16 protein-coding genes are annotated in these 16,452 nt (G+C 66.5%); 9 read left to right on the forward strand and 7 right to left on the reverse strand.

The window, feature by feature from the left end:
* Positions 1-331 precede the first annotated feature (331 nt).
* Positions 332-1,042, forward strand: a complete 711-nt coding sequence (gene aqpZ / locus VGV58_RS25840; protein ID WP_326876933.1) for an aquaporin Z — start codon at positions 332-334, stop codon at positions 1,040-1,042.
* A 36-nt stretch (positions 1,043-1,078) separates the two neighbouring features.
* On the opposite strand, the gene acpS is transcribed toward aqpZ, so the two are convergent.
* A complete protein-coding gene (acpS, locus tag VGV58_RS25845) occupies positions 1,079-1,483 on the reverse strand; it encodes a holo-ACP synthase (protein WP_326876934.1) in 405 nt (134 codons plus the stop codon).
* A gap of 9 nt (positions 1,484-1,492) precedes the next feature.
* On the reverse strand, positions 1,493-2,245 hold the full coding sequence (locus tag VGV58_RS25850; protein ID WP_326876935.1) for a pyridoxine 5'-phosphate synthase: 753 nt from the start codon (positions 2,243-2,245) through the stop codon (positions 1,493-1,495).
* Between the two features lie 203 nt (positions 2,246-2,448).
* On the opposite strand from VGV58_RS25850, the gene VGV58_RS25855 reads away from it, so the two are divergent.
* Positions 2,449-4,155 carry an ATP-binding protein gene (locus VGV58_RS25855; protein WP_326876936.1) on the forward strand — a complete coding sequence of 569 codons (1,707 nt, stop codon included), beginning with the start codon at positions 2,449-2,451 and terminating at the stop codon, positions 4,153-4,155.
* A 41-nt stretch (positions 4,156-4,196) separates the two neighbouring features.
* Here the strand turns inward: VGV58_RS25855 and VGV58_RS25860 are convergent, their stop codons facing one another.
* Positions 4,197-4,907: an FMN-dependent NADH-azoreductase gene (locus VGV58_RS25860; RefSeq protein WP_326876937.1), complete on the reverse strand. Its 711-nt coding sequence runs from the start codon at positions 4,905-4,907 to the stop codon at positions 4,197-4,199.
* A gap of 118 nt (positions 4,908-5,025) precedes the next feature.
* Here VGV58_RS25860 and VGV58_RS25865 point away from each other — a divergent pair, with 118 nt between their 5' ends.
* From VGV58_RS25865 to VGV58_RS25875, 3 genes are all read left to right on the forward strand, one after another.
* On the forward strand, positions 5,026-5,913 hold the full coding sequence (locus VGV58_RS25865; RefSeq protein ID WP_326876938.1) for a LysR substrate-binding domain-containing protein: 888 nt from the start codon (positions 5,026-5,028) through the stop codon (positions 5,911-5,913).
* 111 nt (positions 5,914-6,024) lie between these two features.
* Positions 6,025-6,414: a DNA-directed RNA polymerase subunit omega gene (gene rpoZ, locus VGV58_RS25870; protein WP_057192190.1), complete on the forward strand. Its 390-nt coding sequence runs from the start codon at positions 6,025-6,027 to the stop codon at positions 6,412-6,414.
* Positions 6,415-6,571: 157 nt separating this feature from the next.
* Positions 6,572-8,782 (forward strand): RelA/SpoT family protein, encoded by a 2,211-nt coding sequence (locus tag VGV58_RS25875; RefSeq protein WP_326877078.1) that lies wholly within the window; start codon positions 6,572-6,574, stop codon positions 8,780-8,782.
* 8 nt (positions 8,783-8,790) lie between these two features.
* On the opposite strand, the gene VGV58_RS25880 is transcribed toward VGV58_RS25875, so the two are convergent.
* On the reverse strand, positions 8,791-9,633 hold the full coding sequence (locus VGV58_RS25880; protein ID WP_326876940.1) for a LysR substrate-binding domain-containing protein: 843 nt from the start codon (positions 9,631-9,633) through the stop codon (positions 8,791-8,793).
* A 115-nt stretch (positions 9,634-9,748) separates the two neighbouring features.
* Between VGV58_RS25880 and VGV58_RS25885 the strand changes: the two genes are divergently transcribed.
* The 3 genes from VGV58_RS25885 (at position 9,749) to parC (ending at position 13,510) form a co-directional block, all read left to right on the forward strand.
* The gene (locus tag VGV58_RS25885) at positions 9,749-10,132 is read left to right on the forward strand and encodes a tautomerase family protein (RefSeq protein WP_126112688.1); all 384 of its coding nucleotides are present in this window, start codon (positions 9,749-9,751) and stop codon (positions 10,130-10,132) included.
* Between the two features lie 245 nt (positions 10,133-10,377).
* Positions 10,378-11,106, forward strand: a complete 729-nt coding sequence (gene recO, locus VGV58_RS25890) for a DNA repair protein RecO (RefSeq protein ID WP_326876941.1) — start codon at positions 10,378-10,380, stop codon at positions 11,104-11,106.
* A 157-nt stretch (positions 11,107-11,263) separates the two neighbouring features.
* On the forward strand, positions 11,264-13,510 hold the full coding sequence (gene parC, locus VGV58_RS25895) for a DNA topoisomerase IV subunit A (protein ID WP_326876942.1): 2,247 nt from the start codon (positions 11,264-11,266) through the stop codon (positions 13,508-13,510).
* A 186-nt stretch (positions 13,511-13,696) separates the two neighbouring features.
* Here the strand turns inward: parC and VGV58_RS25900 are convergent, their stop codons facing one another.
* Positions 13,697-14,104: a DoxX family protein gene (locus tag VGV58_RS25900; RefSeq protein ID WP_326876943.1), complete on the reverse strand. Its 408-nt coding sequence runs from the start codon at positions 14,102-14,104 to the stop codon at positions 13,697-13,699.
* Positions 14,105-14,325: 221 nt separating this feature from the next.
* Between VGV58_RS25900 and VGV58_RS25905 the strand changes: the two genes are divergently transcribed.
* Positions 14,326-14,616, forward strand: a complete 291-nt coding sequence (locus VGV58_RS25905; RefSeq protein WP_326876944.1) for a winged helix-turn-helix transcriptional regulator — start codon at positions 14,326-14,328, stop codon at positions 14,614-14,616.
* A 109-nt stretch (positions 14,617-14,725) separates the two neighbouring features.
* Here VGV58_RS25905 and VGV58_RS25910 read toward each other — a convergent pair whose 3' ends face one another.
* Positions 14,726-15,364 carry an outer membrane protein gene (locus VGV58_RS25910; RefSeq protein WP_326876945.1) on the reverse strand — a complete coding sequence of 213 codons (639 nt, stop codon included), beginning with the start codon at positions 15,362-15,364 and terminating at the stop codon, positions 14,726-14,728.
* A 54-nt stretch (positions 15,365-15,418) separates the two neighbouring features.
* Complete coding sequence (locus VGV58_RS25915) at positions 15,419-16,438, reverse strand: DUF2336 domain-containing protein (RefSeq protein WP_326876946.1); 1,020 nt, start codon at positions 16,436-16,438, stop codon at positions 15,419-15,421.
* Positions 16,439-16,452 lie beyond the last annotated feature (14 nt).

A 16,452-nucleotide genomic window follows, 5' to 3' on the forward strand; every position in this document is an offset into this window, starting at 1 on the left:
TAGCCGACTATCGTGCGTCGGACAACGAAGGCGCGCTCTGGCAAGGCAATATGGGCGGGATGGACGGCCCTTGCACGGGCCGAAGGCACGCCGTGCCGATACTCCTATCGGCCGGCGCCGAAAAGCCCCGGATGGTGCCCTCAGCGCAGGGCGCCCCTGCGAGCGCTGCCGAAGGGCGAACCCGGTTGCAGGCAGGGGCGCGGGGAAACACCGCCTGCGTCGATGGCGCGATAACCCACATCGGCGCTGCATGCCCCTGCATCTGCGCCAGATTGACGCTGGATTATACCGCGATCACAGTCCTGTGGTCGCAACCAAAGGGCGAATCGAGATGAGCACGAAAAACTACGTCGCAGAGGTGATTGGGACCTTCTGGCTGACCTTTGCCGGCTGCGGCAGCGCCGTGATCGCGGCGGGCTTTCCGCAGGTCGGCATCGGGTTGCTTGGCGTCTCTCTCGCGTTCGGTTTGACCGTCGTCACCATGGCCTATTCGATCGGCCATATCTCCGGCTGCCATCTCAACCCGGCCGTCACGATCGGCCTCGCCGCCGGCGGGCGCTTCCCGGCCGGCCAGGTGGTGCCCTACATCGTCGCCCAGGTTGTCGGCGCCATCCTCGCCGCTACCGTGCTCTATTTCATCGCGGTCGGCGCGCCGGGCTTCGATCTCGCCAAGGGCTTCGCCTCCAACGGCTATGGCGAGCACTCGCCCGGCAAATACGGCCTGGCCTCGGCCTTCCTGACCGAGGTGGTGATGACCATGATGTTCCTGTTCATCATCATGGGCGCGACCCATGGCAAGGCGCCGGCCGGCTTCGCTCCGCTCGCCATCGGCCTCGGCCTCGCCTTGATCCACCTGGTCAGCATCCCGGTCACCAACACCTCGGTGAACCCGGCGCGCTCGACCGGCCCGGCGCTCTTCGTCGGCGGCTGGGCCCTGCAGCAGCTCTGGCTGTTCTGGCTGGCGCCGATCATCGGCGGCGTGCTCGGCGGCGTGATCTATCGCTGGCTGAGCGGTGAGTCGCAGGACCAGGTCACCGGCTGAGGCCGGCCCTGGCCGCACACGATATGCAATCCGAGGTCAGGCCTGGATGGGCCTGGCCTCGATCACCACGAAGGCCTGGGCCAAAGGCGGGTCGTCGGTCAGCGAGACATGCACGACCGCCTCATGGCCCGGTGGCAGCATCTGCGCGAGACGCGCTGCAGCGCCGCCGGTGAGCCGCATGGTCGGCCGCCCGCTCGGCAGGTTCACCACCTCCATATCGCGCCAGAACACGCCTGACCTGATGCCGGTGCCGAGCGCCTTCGAGCAGGCCTCCTTGGCGGCGAAGCGACGGGCATAAGAGGCCGCGCGCGTGGCGCGGCGATCGGATTTCGCCTGCTCGCCCGGCGTGAAAATGCGCTGCGTAAAGCGCTCGCCGAAGCGGGCGAGCGAGTTCTCGATGCGGCGGATGTCGCAGAGATCGGAGCCGATGCCGAGGATCATTCCAGCGGTCTAGCTGGCTGCGCGGCCCTCGTCCATCGCTCGCCGCATCACCGCGATGGCCGTTTCCAGCCCGACGAAGATCGCTTCACCGATCAGGAAATGGCCGATGTTGAATTCGACGAAGGCGCGAACGCCGGCGAGCTTGCGGGCGGTCTCGTAGTCGAGCCCGTGGCCGGCATGGACTTCGAGACCGAGCGAGGCGGCGAACGCCGCGCCATTGGCGAGCCGCTGGAACTCGGCCTCGGCCTTGTCGGCATGGCCGTCGGCGACCGCATGGCACCAGGTGCCGGTATGCAGCTCGACCACCGGCGCACCGAGCTTCGCCGCCATGGCGATCGGCGCCTCGTCTGCCTCGATGAACAGCGAGACGCGGCAGCCGGCTGCCTTCAGCCGGGCGATCGGAGCTGCGAGCGCATGCGCCTGGCCGACCACGTCGAGCCCGCCTTCGGTGGTGCGCTCCTCGCGTTTCTCGGGCACGAGGCATGCGGCGTGCGGCTTGAACCTCTCGGCAAGACCGATCATCTCCGCCGTCGCGGCCAGCTCGAAATTGAGCGGCTTGGACAATTCGGTTGCCAACCTTGCCATGTCGGCGTCGCGGATATGACGCCGGTCTTCGCGTAAGTGGGCGGTGATGCCGTCGGCGCCAGCAGCCACCGCGAGAAGGGCAGCACGCACCGGATCGGGCAGGGCGCCGCCGCGCGCATTCCGCACGGTCGCGACATGGTCGATGTTCACGCCTAGGCGCAAGCGGTTCTCGGTCATCGTCGCCCCTCCGTCATCTGCCGTCTACGCCGCGTCCGGCGATGGTTCAAGGCAAGCAATGTGATCGACACCGTCAGCGTTCTTGATCAATCGATACACGCAATGCGTGTTTAATCTGAAAATGCACGAAATATGCGGCGTGCCTGTTGTTAAGTCCTGGAAATTAGCCTCCGAAAACTCCCTTGGGCGTTTTCGTACCCGTCATGCAGCTTCCCGCAAACCACCGGCAGTTCGAGAACGAGATCGCATCCGACCGGCGTGATCCGAACCAGCCGGCCGACCGTGCGCTTGGCCGCGTCATCGCCTGTTCCGGCTCGCGCGCCACGATCGCGGCGAGTGCGTCCGGGGCGGCGCCGGGTACGCAGGATGGCTGCGCTATCGGCCGCCTGCTCTCGATCAATCTCGGCAGAAGCCGCATCGTCGGGCTGGTCTACGAGATGCGCGCACTGGAGTCGGCCTGGAACGAGGCTGGGCCCAATTCCATAGCGGTCGAGGTCGAGCTGCTCGGCGAGGTCGTCGATGGCGAGAACGGCGCGGCGCGCTTCGACAGCGGCATCACCACCTATCCGCCGATCGGAACGCCCGCGCACCGCATCCGCTCGCGCGACCTGGAGCGCATCCACGATCTCGGTCAGCGCAAGGGCGTCGTCCTCGGCAGCCTGACGCAGGATGCGGGCATCGCGGCGAGCGTCGACATCGAGCGCCTGCTGTCGCGGCATTTCGCCGTGCTCGGCACCACCGGTGTCGGCAAGTCCAGCGCCGTCGCGCTGATCCTGCGCAAGGCGGTCGCGGCCAGGCCGAATCTGCGCGTGCTGATCCTCGATCCCCACAACGAATACGCCCACGCCTTCCCCGAGAACTCCGCGCGGATCGATGCGAGCACGCTCGACCTGCCGTTTTGGCTGTTCCGGTTCGAGGAGTTCGCCGACATCGTCTTTCGCGGCCGCCCGCCGCTGGAAGACGAGGCAGAGATCCTGCGTGAGGTCATCGCCGTCGCGCGCAGCCGCTATCGTACCGTATCGCCGCAGGACATGGCGCGCGATCTCGGCAGCAGCGTGCTGAAGCGGCCGTTGGAGCTAGGCGCCGCACGTCGCCCGACCGAAGCCAGCGGAACAGCCGAGCTCGCCGCGCCTTATCGCCTTGCCGATCTCTTCGCGGCGATCGACGAGCTGATCGGCCTCCACGAATTGCGCTATCCGCGTGTGACCCTGCGCGCGCTCAGGGTGCGACTGGAGACGCTGCACGCCGATCCGCGCTACGGCTTCCTCTTCGCCCATGCCAACAGCATGGAGACGATCGCTCCGGTGATCAGCCAGGTCTTCCGCGTTCCGCATCGGGGCCGGCCGATTACCGTCTTCCAGCTTGCCGGGTTGCCCTCGGAGGTCGTCAACGCCGTCGCGTCCAGCCTGGCGCGGCTCGCCTTCGACCTCGCCATGGCAAGCCGCGGCAGCTACGAGATCCTGCTGCTCTGCGAGGAAGCGCATCGCTATGTGCCGCAGGACCGGGCGCTCGGCTTCGCGCCGACGCGTCAGGCCATCGCCCGCATTGCCAAGGAGGGGCGCAAATACGGCGCTTATCTCGGCATGGTGACGCAGCGTCCCGGCGAACTCGACCCGACCATCCTGTCGCAATGCTCGACCGTCTTCGCCATGCGCCTCGGCAATGATCGCGACCAGGAGATCATCCGCGCCGCGATCGCCGATGCCTCGGCCAGCACCATCGCCTTCCTCTCCTCGATCGGTAATCGCGAGGCGATCGCCTTCGGCGAGGCGGTCGCGACGACGATGCGCATGCGTTTTTCCGAGCAGCGACCCGAGGAACTGCCGGCGATGGCAGGTCGGGTGTCGGTGCAGGCGGAGCACCGCGAGCCGCTAGTCGAGGAACTCGTCGCCCGTATGCGCGGGCTCTGACGGCAGGCGCGCCGCCCCATCGCATCGGCGATGCGGCTCTGTCAGGCTAGCAGCGGCTCCCGGCCTGTTGTGTCAACCAGGTTCAGCGCGAGTTCCCCGACGAGATCGTCGACAGCGGCTTCGGCTGCCGAGATCGATGCCCGCAGGCGCTCATCGGCGAACTCGTCATATTCGATGGCGATCGAATGCGTTTCCGTCAGGCCGATATAGCCCATCGGCACGGTGAGGCCGCGCTCAACCAGATTGATGTCTCCCAGGCGCCCGCCGGGATCGTAGCCATAGTCACCGCGCGAGGAGAGGATGACGAGGCGCTTTCCGGCTGGCAGCATCGGCCAATAGGGCTCGCCCTGCCGGCTGCGGTCGAAGCCGAAGGTGACGCCGACGCGCACGACATTGTCGACCCAGGCCTTGAGCTGGGCGGGCAGGCCAAAATTATACATCGGCGCCCCGATCACGATCAGGTCGGCGCGCAGCAATTCCTGCACCAGGACATCGCTCTCGGCGAGACAGGCCCGCGCTGCCTCGTCGCGGCGTTCGGGGCGGGTGAAGGCTGCCGCGATCCAGTCGCCGCTGACGGGCGAGGGCGACTGCTGGCCGACATCCCGATAGGCCACGCTGTCCTGCGGCCGTGCCTCCTGCCAGCGCTCGATGAAGCGGCGGGTCAGGCGGCGGGTGTGCGATCCGCGCGGGTCGATCCCGGACAGCCCAGGGCGGGCGCTGGCATCGATCTGAAGGATGTTGAGGGGCTGCATAGTGCTCTCCATGAAACCGAGTAGCTCATGCGAAGCTCTCGCTTTCCTTCAGATAAGTCGCTATTCAGCTGCACGACAAAGGCAAATTCCTCAGCCAATAGATGAGATTGTTTCATCTATGACAAGCCCTCGAAAGCTCCCGCCTCTGGCCGCGCTCCGCGCGTTCGAAGCGGCGGCGCGGCATCTGAGCTTCCGGAAGGCGGCCGATGAACTGGCGGTGACGCCGACTGCGATCAGCCATCAACTGCGGCTGCTGGAGGCGACGCTCGGCCTGCCGCTGTTCGAGCGGCATGTCCGGCGGGTCTCGCTGACGCCGGCCGGGGCACAGCTCTACCCCGTGCTGAGGGAGGGGCTGGACAGGTTCGCGCGCGTTATCGCCGAGCTGTCGCCGCAGCCCCGGCGCAGTGCCGTGACGGTCACTGCGACCACGCTCTTCACCGCTCGCCGTCTGATTCCGGCCCTGAGCTCGTTCCAGGCGCAGTGGCCGCAATTCGCGCTGCGGCTGCACGCTTCGGACGATGCCGTCGATCTGGCTGGTGGCGCGGCCGACATCGCCGTGCGTTACGGGGCAGGGCCGTTCACGGGGCTGACCTCCGAAGTGCTGTGCCAGGACCGCTTCGGCGTCGTCTGCAGCCCCTCGCTCAGCCTGCGCACTCCCAGTGATCTCACCGCGGCGACGCTGATCCATTCGGAGTGGCACCGTCGGGACCTGCAGCCGGATTGGCGGCGCTGGCAGGCCCTGGCGCAGGTGCCAGGCCTGAAGGTCGATGCCGGCCTGCGTATCACCGATGAAAGCCATGCGATCCAGGCGGCGGTCGCCGGGCAGGGTGTCGTCATCGCCAGTCTGCTCATGGTCGAGGACGAGCTGGCGCGCGGCGTGCTCGTTCACCCTTTCGGCCCTATCATCGAAGGGCATCACTATCATCTGGTCGCGACGGAAGAGAACATGGCCAGCGCCGATGTCGAGGCTGTCCGGCAGTGGTTGAAGGCGGTCGCGTCGCCGTGATCGCCAGCGTCTTCGGCAAGCCGGTTCAAAACCTTGCATCTGCGGCGCTCAGCCTGTATGAGCGCCGTTCAACCTTTCCATCGCATCGCGCACGATCAGAAGGAGCCGCGAATGGCTCGCGTCACCGTTGAGGACTGCATCGACAAGGTCGAGAACCGCTTTGAGCTGGTTCTCCTCGCGAGCCACCGCGCCCGCATGATCGCCTCGGGCTCCTCGATCCTCGTCCAGCGCGACAACGACAAGAACCCGGTCGTCGCCCTGCGCGAGATCGCCGACGAGAAGCTCACCCCCGAGGATCTCAAGGAAGACCTGATCCACTCGCTGCAGAAGCATGTCGAGGTCGACGAGCCGGAGGCCGACACCGTGCCGCTGCTGACCTCGCAGTCGCATGTCGCCACCCCCGATTCGGAAGTCCAGTTCGATCGGATGAGCGAAGACGATCTGCTGCGCGGCCTCGATGGGCTCGTCCCGCCGACCGAGAGCGCCGACGACGAGGACTGAGCTGTCGGAAAGCGTTGACGATATCTGCTAAAGCCCGGCCCTGCCGGGCTTTTTTCATGCCCCTCTTGTACGGATTGGCCTTGCCGTATCCTGCCGCCATCGTCGATATTGAAGCGAATCCTATCGAGTTGAGCGGTGGAGTTGCGCCCGCATGGGCATGATGCGGCAATATGAGCTTGTCGACCGGGTCAAGCGCTATAACCCGAACACCGACGAGGAACTGCTCAACCGCGCCTATGTCTATGCCATGCGTGCGCATGGCACGCAGAAGCGCGCCTCGGGCGACCCGTTCTTCGCCCATCCGCTCGAAGTCGCGGCGATCCTGACCGAGCTCAAGCTCGACGATGCCACCATCGTCGCCGCCGTGCTGCACGATACCGTCGAGGACACCGAGGCGACGCTGGAGGAGATCGAGACCCTGTTCGGGCCCGATATCCGCCGCCTCGTCGATGGCCTCACCAAGATCAAGAAGCTCGACCTCGTCTCGAAGAAAGCGGCGCAGGGCGAGAACTTCCGCAAGCTGCTGCTCGCTATCGTCGACGATATCCGCGTGCTGCTGGTCAAGCTCGCCGACCGGCTGCACAACATGCGCACGCTCCACTACGTGCCGCCGGAAAAGCGCCTGCGCGTCGCCGAGGAGACGATCGAGATCTATGCGCCGCTCGCTGGCCGCATGGGCATGCAGGAGCTGCGCGAGGAGCTGGAGGAACTCGCTTTCCGCCATATCAAGCCGGAAGCGCACGCCACCATCACCAAGCGGCTGGAAGAAGTGACCCAGCGCGAGGGCAAGGTCATCGGCGAGATCGAGAGCGATCTCAAGACCAAGCTCGCCGAGCGCGGCATCGAGGCGCAGGTCTATGGCCGGCGCAAGCGCCCTTATTCGATCTGGAAGAAGATGGAGCGCAAATCCGTCTCCTTCGAGCAGCTCTCCGATATCTTCGGTTTCCGCGTGATCATCGACAAGCCGGAGGACTGCTACCGCGTGCTCGGCATCGTCCATATGACCTGGCCGATGGTGCCGGGCCGGTACAAGGACTACATCTCGACGCCGAAGCAGAACGACTATCGCTCGCTGCACACCACCGTGGTCGGCCCAGGCCGCCAGCGCGTCGAACTGCAGATCCGCACCGACGGGATGGACCGCGTCGCCGAATTCGGCATCGCCGCCCATGCCCGCTATAAGGACGGGCGGACGGCCGGCGTCGTCGCCGCGGCCGACGAGAGCCGGGCCTATCAATGGCTGCGCCGCACCGTCGACCTGCTGGCCGAGGGCGACAATCCCGAGGAGTTCCTCGAGCACACCAAGCTCGAGCTCTTCCACGACCAGGTCTTCTGCTTCACGCCGAAGGGCCGTCTGATCGCCCTGCCGCGCGGGGCGACGCCGATCGACTTCGCCTATGCGGTCCACACCGATGTCGGCAACACCGCTGTCGGCGCCAAGATCAACGGCCGGATCGCGCCGCTGCTGACCGAACTCCAGAACGGCGACGAGGTCGAGATCACCCGCGCCGAGGGCCAGGCCCCGCCGGCCGCCTGGGAATCGCTGGTGGTCACCGGCAAGGCCAGGGCGGCCATCCGCCGCGCCACGCGCGTCGCGGTGCGGCGGCAATATGCCGGCCTCGGCCGCCAGATCCTGGAACGCGCCTTCATGCGGGCCGAGCGCCCGTTCTCGGACGACAAGCTAAAGGCCGCGCTGAAGCGGCTCGCGCGTACCGCCGTCGACGACGTCCTTGCGGCGGTCGGGCGCGGCGAGATGTTTTCGGGCGACGTCGTGCGGGCGGTCTATCCCGATCTCGAACCGGAGAAGCGCGGCGTCACTGGTGAGGCCAAGGCGCCCCCGCCCGGCAAGGGCTGGTTCGAACTGCGCCAGGGCGAAAACCTCAAGTTCAAGCTGCCGAACGAGACGCCGGGCTCCGACGCGATCCCGATCCGCGGCCTCGGCGGCGACCTGCCGGTGCGCTTCGCGCCGGGCGGCGGCGCCGTGCCGGGCGACCGCATCGTCGGCATCCTGACGCCGGGCGAGGCGGTGACGATCTATCCGATCCAGTCGCCCTCGCTCGCCGCTTTCGACAACGAGCCGGAGCGCTGGCTCGACGTGCGCTGGGACCTCGACGAGAAGCGCCCGCAACGCTTCCCGGCGCGCATCCAGCTCAACTCGATCAACGAGCCCGGCTCGCTCGCCCAGATCACCACCACCATCGCCGAGCATGACGGCAATATCGACGCCGTCTCGATGGTCCGCCCGACGCCTGATTTCACCGACGTCACCATCGACCTGACGGTCTGGGACCTGAAGCATCTCAGCGCGATCATCAGCGAGTTGCGCGAGAAACGGGTGATCAGCCGGGTCGAGAGGGTGGTGGCGTAAGGGGGGGGCTATCCCGCCCGGAACGCCGCGGCGAGCTCTCTGACGAAGGCGTTGGCGCGCGGCGTCGCGACATTGCTGCGTAGCACGACGTCGAAGGTGTCGAGCGCCGGCAGTCCCCAACTGGGACCGAGGTCGACCGCCCCGCGCGGCGCGATGCGCGCCGCCAATGGCGAGACGCCGAGCCCGCCTTCAACGGCCGCCAGCACGGCTGCCATGCCGCCGCCGATGAAGGCTTCGCGCCAGGGCAGGCCGGCGCTGTCGAGCGCATCCATGGCATGGCGGCGCAGGCGGCATTCCGGCATCAGGCTGACCAGCGGCACCGGCCCATCCGACTTCGCCAGCGAGGGCGCGCCGAACCAGCCGAAGGCGTCACGTCGCAGCACCTCGCCGGTACGCCCCGGCCCGAGCCGGCGGATCACCGCGACATCGAGCTCGCCGCGCTCGAAGGCCGTATCGAGCGCAGCGGAGGGCTCGATACGCAGCCCGATCACCAGAGAGGGGTCGTGGCGTGCCAGTCGTGCCAGCAGGGCGGGGGCATCGGCTCCCACCGCCTGTTCGCTGATGCCGATGCTGATGCGCTCCTGGACCTGCTGGAACGAGGTTCGCGCCCGTTCATGCGCCGCCATCAGCTCGCGCGCTGCCGGCAGAAAGCGCTCGCCCTCTGCGGTCAATCGCACAAGCCGCGGATGCCGCTGCAGCAGCAATTGGCCGAGCGCCTCCTCCAGCTTCTTGATGCGCGTCGAGATCAGCGATTGCGCCGTGCCGAGCGCCTCGGCAGCGCGGGTGAAGCTGCTGAACTCCGCCGCGCGCAGGAAGGCGGCGACGCCGTCGAGATCGAGTGTGTTGCTCATCTTGGATCGCAATTTGATATCATTGATATAATCAAAGATAGTGTTTTCAGATTAAACGAACAAGCCTAGTTTCAGGGCGTCGGCGGCGAAGGCCGCCTATCCCATGGAGCCCATCATGCCTCTGATCCGGATTTCGATGCGCCGCGGCCGCCCGGCCTCGCACCCCGCCGCCATCGTCGATGGCGTCTATCGCGCCCTCCGCGCGACCTTCGAGGTGCCGGAGAACGACCTCTTCGCCGTGGTGCATCAGCACGAGGCTGAGGAGTTCATCTTCGACAACAACTATTTCGGCTTCAATCGCAGCGACGCGCTGGTGATCATCCAGCTTACCGTCGCCAACACTCGCGGCGTCACCCAGAAGAAGGCGCTCTATGCCGCCATCGCCGAGAACCTGCAGAAGGAGCCGGGCCTGAAGCCCGACGACATCTTCATCAACCTCGTCGAGGTCAAGCGCGAGGACTGGTCGTTCGGCGGCGGCATCGCGCAGTATGTGGCGTGAGCCGACCTCGCAGTTTGAGGCGCGGGGAACCCTCTCCTGGAAGGAGAGGGCAGGGTGAGGTGCGGGAGGTCAGACCAGTTCCGTGAGATCTCACCGCGTGGTCGGGTTCAGGCTCGCGATATCCCTCCCGAACACCTCACCCCTACCCCTATCCTTCCAGGATAGGGGATCCCGCGCCTGTTGCTGACAATTCAGCGCCTGAAGGCACTGGAAACATCACCCCTGATGCCCATAACTCTCCTCGCATGGAATGGAGCGACGAGGGCACGGTCATCGGTGCCAGGCGTCATGGCGAGAACGCCGTGATCCTGGAGGTGATGACGCGCGACCATGGTCGCCATCTCGGCCTCGTCCGCGGTGGCCGCTCCAGCAGGCAGCAACCGGTGCTGCAGCCCGGCAATCTCGTCTCGCTGACCTGGCGGGCGCGGCTCGACGAGCATCTCGGCGAGTACAAGGTCGAGCTGCTGACTTCGCATGCGGCCAGGCTGATGGCCCAGCCGGTCGCGCTCTACGGCCTCGCCAATGTCGCTGGGCTGCTGCGCCTGCTGCCGGAGCGCGATCCCCATCCCGGCCTTTATGAGGGCCTCTCGGTGCTGCTCTCCCATCTCGACGAGATCGCGATCGCACCGGCACTGATGGTGCGCTTCGAGCTCGCCATGCTCTCCGAGCTCGGCTACGGGCTTTCGCTCGAACGCTGTGCCGTCACCGGCATCCGCGAAGATCTCAGCCATGTCTCGCCGAAATCCGGCAAGGCGGTCAGCCGCAAGGCAGCCGAGCCCTATCTCGACCGGCTCCTCAGCCTGCCGGCCTTCCTCAGCGAGGGGCAGGGCGCGCGCCGGCCGGCGCCGGCCGAGATCGCCGCCGGCTTCGCGCTGACCGGTTTCTTCCTGCGCCGTGACCTCTACGAGCCGCGCGGCCTGCTGGAGCCGCCCGAGCGGGCGCGCCTGCTGGAGCTGGCAGCGAGAATCCACTGATTTCCGCTGGTTTTCAGGTCTCGGCGCTTTGCGTCGCTTGCATCCCGGCTGCATCGTTGCATCAAGTGATTCGGGCCCTTATTCCCTCGTGCTTGCGAGGTATGGACCGGTATCGGCCCCTCTGCTGGGCTGCGTGTCGAACTAGATTGGTAGAAGCATGGGCAAACCCGTCGAGCCGCCTCCGGAGGGGGAAGCCGAGCGCGTCGATCTGAAGAGCGCGCTCGAGGAGCGCTACCTCGCCTATGCGCTCTCGACGATCATGCACCGCGCCTTGCCGGATGCGCGCGACGGGTTGAAGCCCGTCCATCGCCGCATCCTGCACGCCATGCGCCTGCTGCGGCTCGACCCTGGCCAGGTCCACAAGAAGTGCGCCCGCATCGTCGGCGACGTCATCGGCAAGTTCCACCCGCATGGCGACCAGTCGGTCTACGATGCGCTGGTGCGCCTCGCTCAGGACTTCGCTCAGCGCTACCCGCTCGTCGACGGCCAGGGCAATTTCGGCAATATCGACGGCGATAACGCCGCCGCCTACCGCTATACCGAAGCGCGGATGACCGAGGTCGCGCGCCTCCTGCTCGACGGGATCGAGGAGGACGCGGTCGATTTCCGCGAGACCTATAATGGTGAGGACGAGGAGCCGATGGTGCTCCCGGCCGCCTTCCCGAACCTGCTCGCCAACGGCTCGCAGGGCATCGCGGTCGGCATGGCGACCTCGATCCCGCCGCACAACGCCGCCGAACTCTGCGACGCGGCGCTCTATCTGATCCAGCATCCGGAGACGACGTCCGAGCAGTTGATGACCTTCGTGCCGGGGCCGGATTTCCCGACCGGCGGCATCATCGTCGAGTCGCGCTCGTCGATGGTCGAGACCTACCGCACCGGCCGTGGCGGGTTCCGCACGCGGGCGCGCTGGCATGTCGAGGACCAGGGCAGGGGCACCTGGTTCGCCGTCGTCACCGAAATCCCCTACGGGGTCCAGAAGGGTCGGCTGATCGAGAAGATCGCCGAATTGCTCAACGACCGGAAACTGCCGCTGGTCGCGGACCTGCGCGACGAGTCGGCCGAGGACATTCGCGTCGTCATCGAGCCGCGCGCCCGCAATGTCGACGCCAACCTGATGATGGAATCGCTGTTCAGGCTCTCCGAGCTGGAAGCGCGCGTTCCGATGAACATGAACGTGCTGACCGGCGGTGTCGTGCCGCGCGTGCTCAGCCTTGCTGAAGCTCTGCGTGCCTGGCTCGACCATCGCCGCGAGGTCTTGCAGCGGCGCTCGCGCTTCCGCCTCGGCCAGATCGACAAGCGCCTCGAAATCCTCGCCGGCCTGCTGATCGTCTATCTCGATCTCGATCGGGTGATCAAAATCATCCGCGAGGAGGACGAGCCCAAGATCGAGCTGATGAAGGTATTCGAGCTCAACGAGGTCCAGGCCAACGCCATTCTCGACACCCGCCTGCGCGCTTTGCGCAAGCTGGAGGAGATGCAGCTCAAGACCGAGTTCGACGAGCTGACGAAGGAGAAGGGCCAGATCGAGGGCCTGCTCGCCTCCGAGGCCCAGCAGTGGAAGACCATCTCCTGGGACATCCGCGAGGTGAAGAAGCTGTTCGGCCCGGAAACGGCGATCGGCAAGCGCCGCACGACCTTCGCCGACATGCCCGATACCGCCGATATCGACCTGACCCAGGCCATGGTCGAACGCGAGCCGGTGACGGTGGTGATCTCGAAAAAGGGCTGGATCCGGGCGCTGAAGGGCCATGTCCAGGACCTCTCGACCCTGTCCTTCAAGGGGGATGACGGCCTCCGCACCGCCTTCTTCAGCGAGACGACGTCCAAGATCCTGGTGATGGCGACCAACGGCAAGGTCTTCACGCTGGAGGCCTCGAAGCTGCCCGGCGGGCGCGGCTTCGGCGATCCGATCCGGCTGATGATCGAGCTGGAGGAGAGCGCCGAAATAGTTGCCGCGTTCCCCTACAGAGCCGGCCTGAAGCTGCTGGTCGCGACGACCGAGGGGCGCGGCTTCGTCGTGCCGACCGACGATGTCGTCGCCAATACCCGCAAGGGCAAGCAGGTGCTGAACGTCGAGGCGCCGATGGAGGCGATGCTGGCGGTGCCGGCCGAGGGCGATCATGTCGCGATCATCGGGCAGAACCGCAAGCTGCTCTGCTTCCCGATCTCCGAGGTCGCGGAGATGGGCCGCGGCAAGGGTGTCAGGCTGCAGCGCTACAAGGATGGCGGCTTGTCGGACGCCAAGGTCTTCAAGCTGGAGGACGGGCTGACCTGGCTCGATTCCTCGAACCGGACCTGGACGGTGGCGCAAGCCGAATTGCTCGAATGGCTCGGCCACCGCGCCGAGGCCGGCCGCCTGCCGCCCAAGGGGTTCCCGAAGAACAACAAATTCGGGGGCTGACCAAGGCAGGAGGCTGCTGGCGCATCGTCATCTGGCGGTGCGCTGCGGCGTCGGCCAGCCGACCGAGCGGCCGAGATCGGTGGTATGGCAGGCCGATAGGGTGAGCGCCAGCAGAGTGGCGGTGATCAGACGCGACATGGAGTTGCTCCGGTTGGGGCGGGTGGGAATAGCGCGAGCCGGGCTGGCTCAGTCTTGGCCGAGAAGCACCGACTTGGCCGCTGCCTCGATCGCGCTGCGATGGGCGCCTGCAACCAACAGGCAGAGCGCAAGCAGGATCACGGCGGGCAGCGGTGAGCCCGGCAGGACCGTGAGGTGCGCCAAGGTGGCGCCGACCATGGTCGCGGCCAGCAGCAGGGCAGCAAAACCGGCGAATGCGGGCCGGAGCAGGGCGGCTGCGCCAGCGAACTCGATCGTCCCGGTCAGATAACGGAACCATTGCCCGAAGCCGATCGTGTCGAAGACATCGATCATGGGCTGCAGGCCGGCGAGCTTGGCGCCGCCGGCGGCTGCGAAGGCGGCGGCGAGCAATGCCTTGGCGGCCCGCAGGCCGAGTAGGCGCCAACGCGGCGCCGCCGAAACTTCAGTGACTGACATCGATGTCTCCGAGGAATGCCCGAGGGCTACGGCGGGCCGTCCCCGCCGCTTTCATCGCGAGAAAATCGAGAGTAAGATCGAAAACACAAGTAGGATGAAATTTGTGCTGTAGTATGGAAAATGAGACTATTGAGCTGCGAGACCTGGATCGCAATGTGGAAACGCTAGCGGAATCAGATGCTTGCCCTAGTTCCGCGGCGGTCGAGCAATTTCACGCCGCCATGCGCGTCCTGACCGGCAAGTGGAAAGGCGAGATCCTGTGGCGGCTCGGGCAAGGGACGCTGCGCTTCGGCGAATTGCGTCGCTCGATCCCAGGCATCACCCAACATATGCTGACGACCCAGCTGCGCGACCTCGAGGCGCACGGCCTCGTCAAGCGTACGATCTATCCGGAGGTGCCGCCGCGGGTAGAGTATGAACTGACGCCATCAGCGCGGGATCTTGGCGTCGTCTTTCGCGAGATTAGGGCTTGGTCCGACAAGCACGCGGTCTCGCTCAATCTGACGATGTGAGAGCGTTGGCCGCGGGAAAATTCTGGTACCTGGTCAGAGAGTTATGTCAATTTGCTGATTCAATTGGCCAACAGCTTGAATCAAGCTTGCAGCCTCTTGAATCGCTCCCTCAGCGCATCGCCGGGCCGACGACGCCGACTTCGAAGCCGAGCGTCAGCTTGTCGGTGACCGCCCATTCGACGCCGGCGCGCGCCTCCGGCCTGACGGCGATGTCGGAGCGCGAGAACGGCGCCGAGAACGAGGTCGCGCCATAGCGGAAGGTCTCGTTGGCCGCCGCCAGGCCGACCGTGGTGTAGAGCAGCACGTCGGGCGTCGCGAACACGCCGGCCTTGACCTGGAAGGCACCGGAGATGTCGCGGGTATAGGTCGCGCGGTTGAAGCCGGGATTGGCATAGCCGCCGAAGGCGGGGGAGAATTCGAGGGCTCCGGCGATGCCGTAGATGAAGTCGCCATCGCGCCACATCTTGCCGGCTTCCAGCCCGATCACCGGTCCGGCGGACGTTCCGTAATGCTTCGAGCTGCTGACCTGGAAGCCGCTGGAGATGCGGGCATAGGAGCCTTCCCATTTGACGCCGCCGGGCGACAGGGTCGGCTGTGACCAGGCGAAGGAAGGCAGGACGCCGAAGCCGGACAGCGGCAGGAAGGCCTGGGCCTGTGCCGGGGCGTGGGTCGCGAGCAGCGCGGCCAAGGCTGCGCCGGCTGAAAGAAGCGTCACGCGTGTGGTGCCGATGGCCGGGATCATGCTCATGGCATAGCAGGTGAGAGTGAGATTGTCGCGCTTTTGTGGCGCGCCGTCCGGCCGTCAGCCCAGCTTGGTCTTGAGGCGCAGGAACCGCATCGTCCGTTCGGCGGTGGCCATGTCGAGTTGCTCATAGGCCTTGAGATCGTCCTCGATATCCTTGGCCTTGAAGTAGAGGCGTCGTGCGCGCAGTTCCAGGATGGCATGAAATGTGTGCTTGCCGAGCCCGAGCATGCGCGCCAGCACGGCGATGCCGCTGACGTCGCGCTGCATCAGCACGCGCAGGGCCTGCTCGTTGCTGATCTCGGCGCTGGTCGCGATCACCTGGGCGAGGTGGAAGGCGCGATCCTCCTCCGACAGCATCTCGACGACTTCGCCGAGGCTGCGGGTGCCGGCCTGGAGATCGGCGATCAGCAGCCGGACTTCGCGGCGCTGCTGCCGCGCCTGCCGCGCCATCGCCGCGGCCTGATGCGAGCCGGTCTCGGCGTTGGGATCGGACATCTGCTCGACGATGCGCAGCACGCGTTCGGCCCGCTGCGGCGACAGGTCGGAACGGCGCGCCAGCGCCTCACCCACCACGGCGTCGTCGCCGCCGCGCTGCAGCAGCCGGTCGAAGCCGCGATCCGAGAACTGCGCGCCCTCATTGCCCGAGACGGTACGCAGCACGGCGCTGTCGCCACGCTCGACCAGGATGTCGGTGAGGCCTTCCGACAGGCGGGTACGCTCGGCGATGGCGACGAGATGCGCCGGTGTCTGGCTGATGGCGATGGCCGCGAGGTCGGTGTCGGTCAGCACCGGGGAGAGCTTGAGCACGAGCCGAGCGACGCCGGCATCGGCGTCGTTCGCCAGCGTTACCGCGACCGGCCGGGGCAAGGAGCTCGTTGCGGCGACCGAGTCGGCATAGTCGCGGCGGCCCTCCGCATCGAGATGCGGCAGCGAGCGCAGCGCGATGTCGCCGTAATGGTCCTTCGATTCCTCGCTCGGATCAGTGTCGAGCAGGAAGAGGTCGGTCACCGCGTTGAGGAGCTTGCGCCGCGACTCCGACGACATGTCCGCCGGCATGCGGGTGAGGGTTTGCAGCATGGATTCTTCCACAA

Origin of the sequence: Allobosea sp. (genome assembly GCF_035944895.1) — a bacterium.
Taxonomy (GTDB): domain Bacteria; phylum Pseudomonadota; class Alphaproteobacteria; order Rhizobiales; family Beijerinckiaceae; genus Allobosea.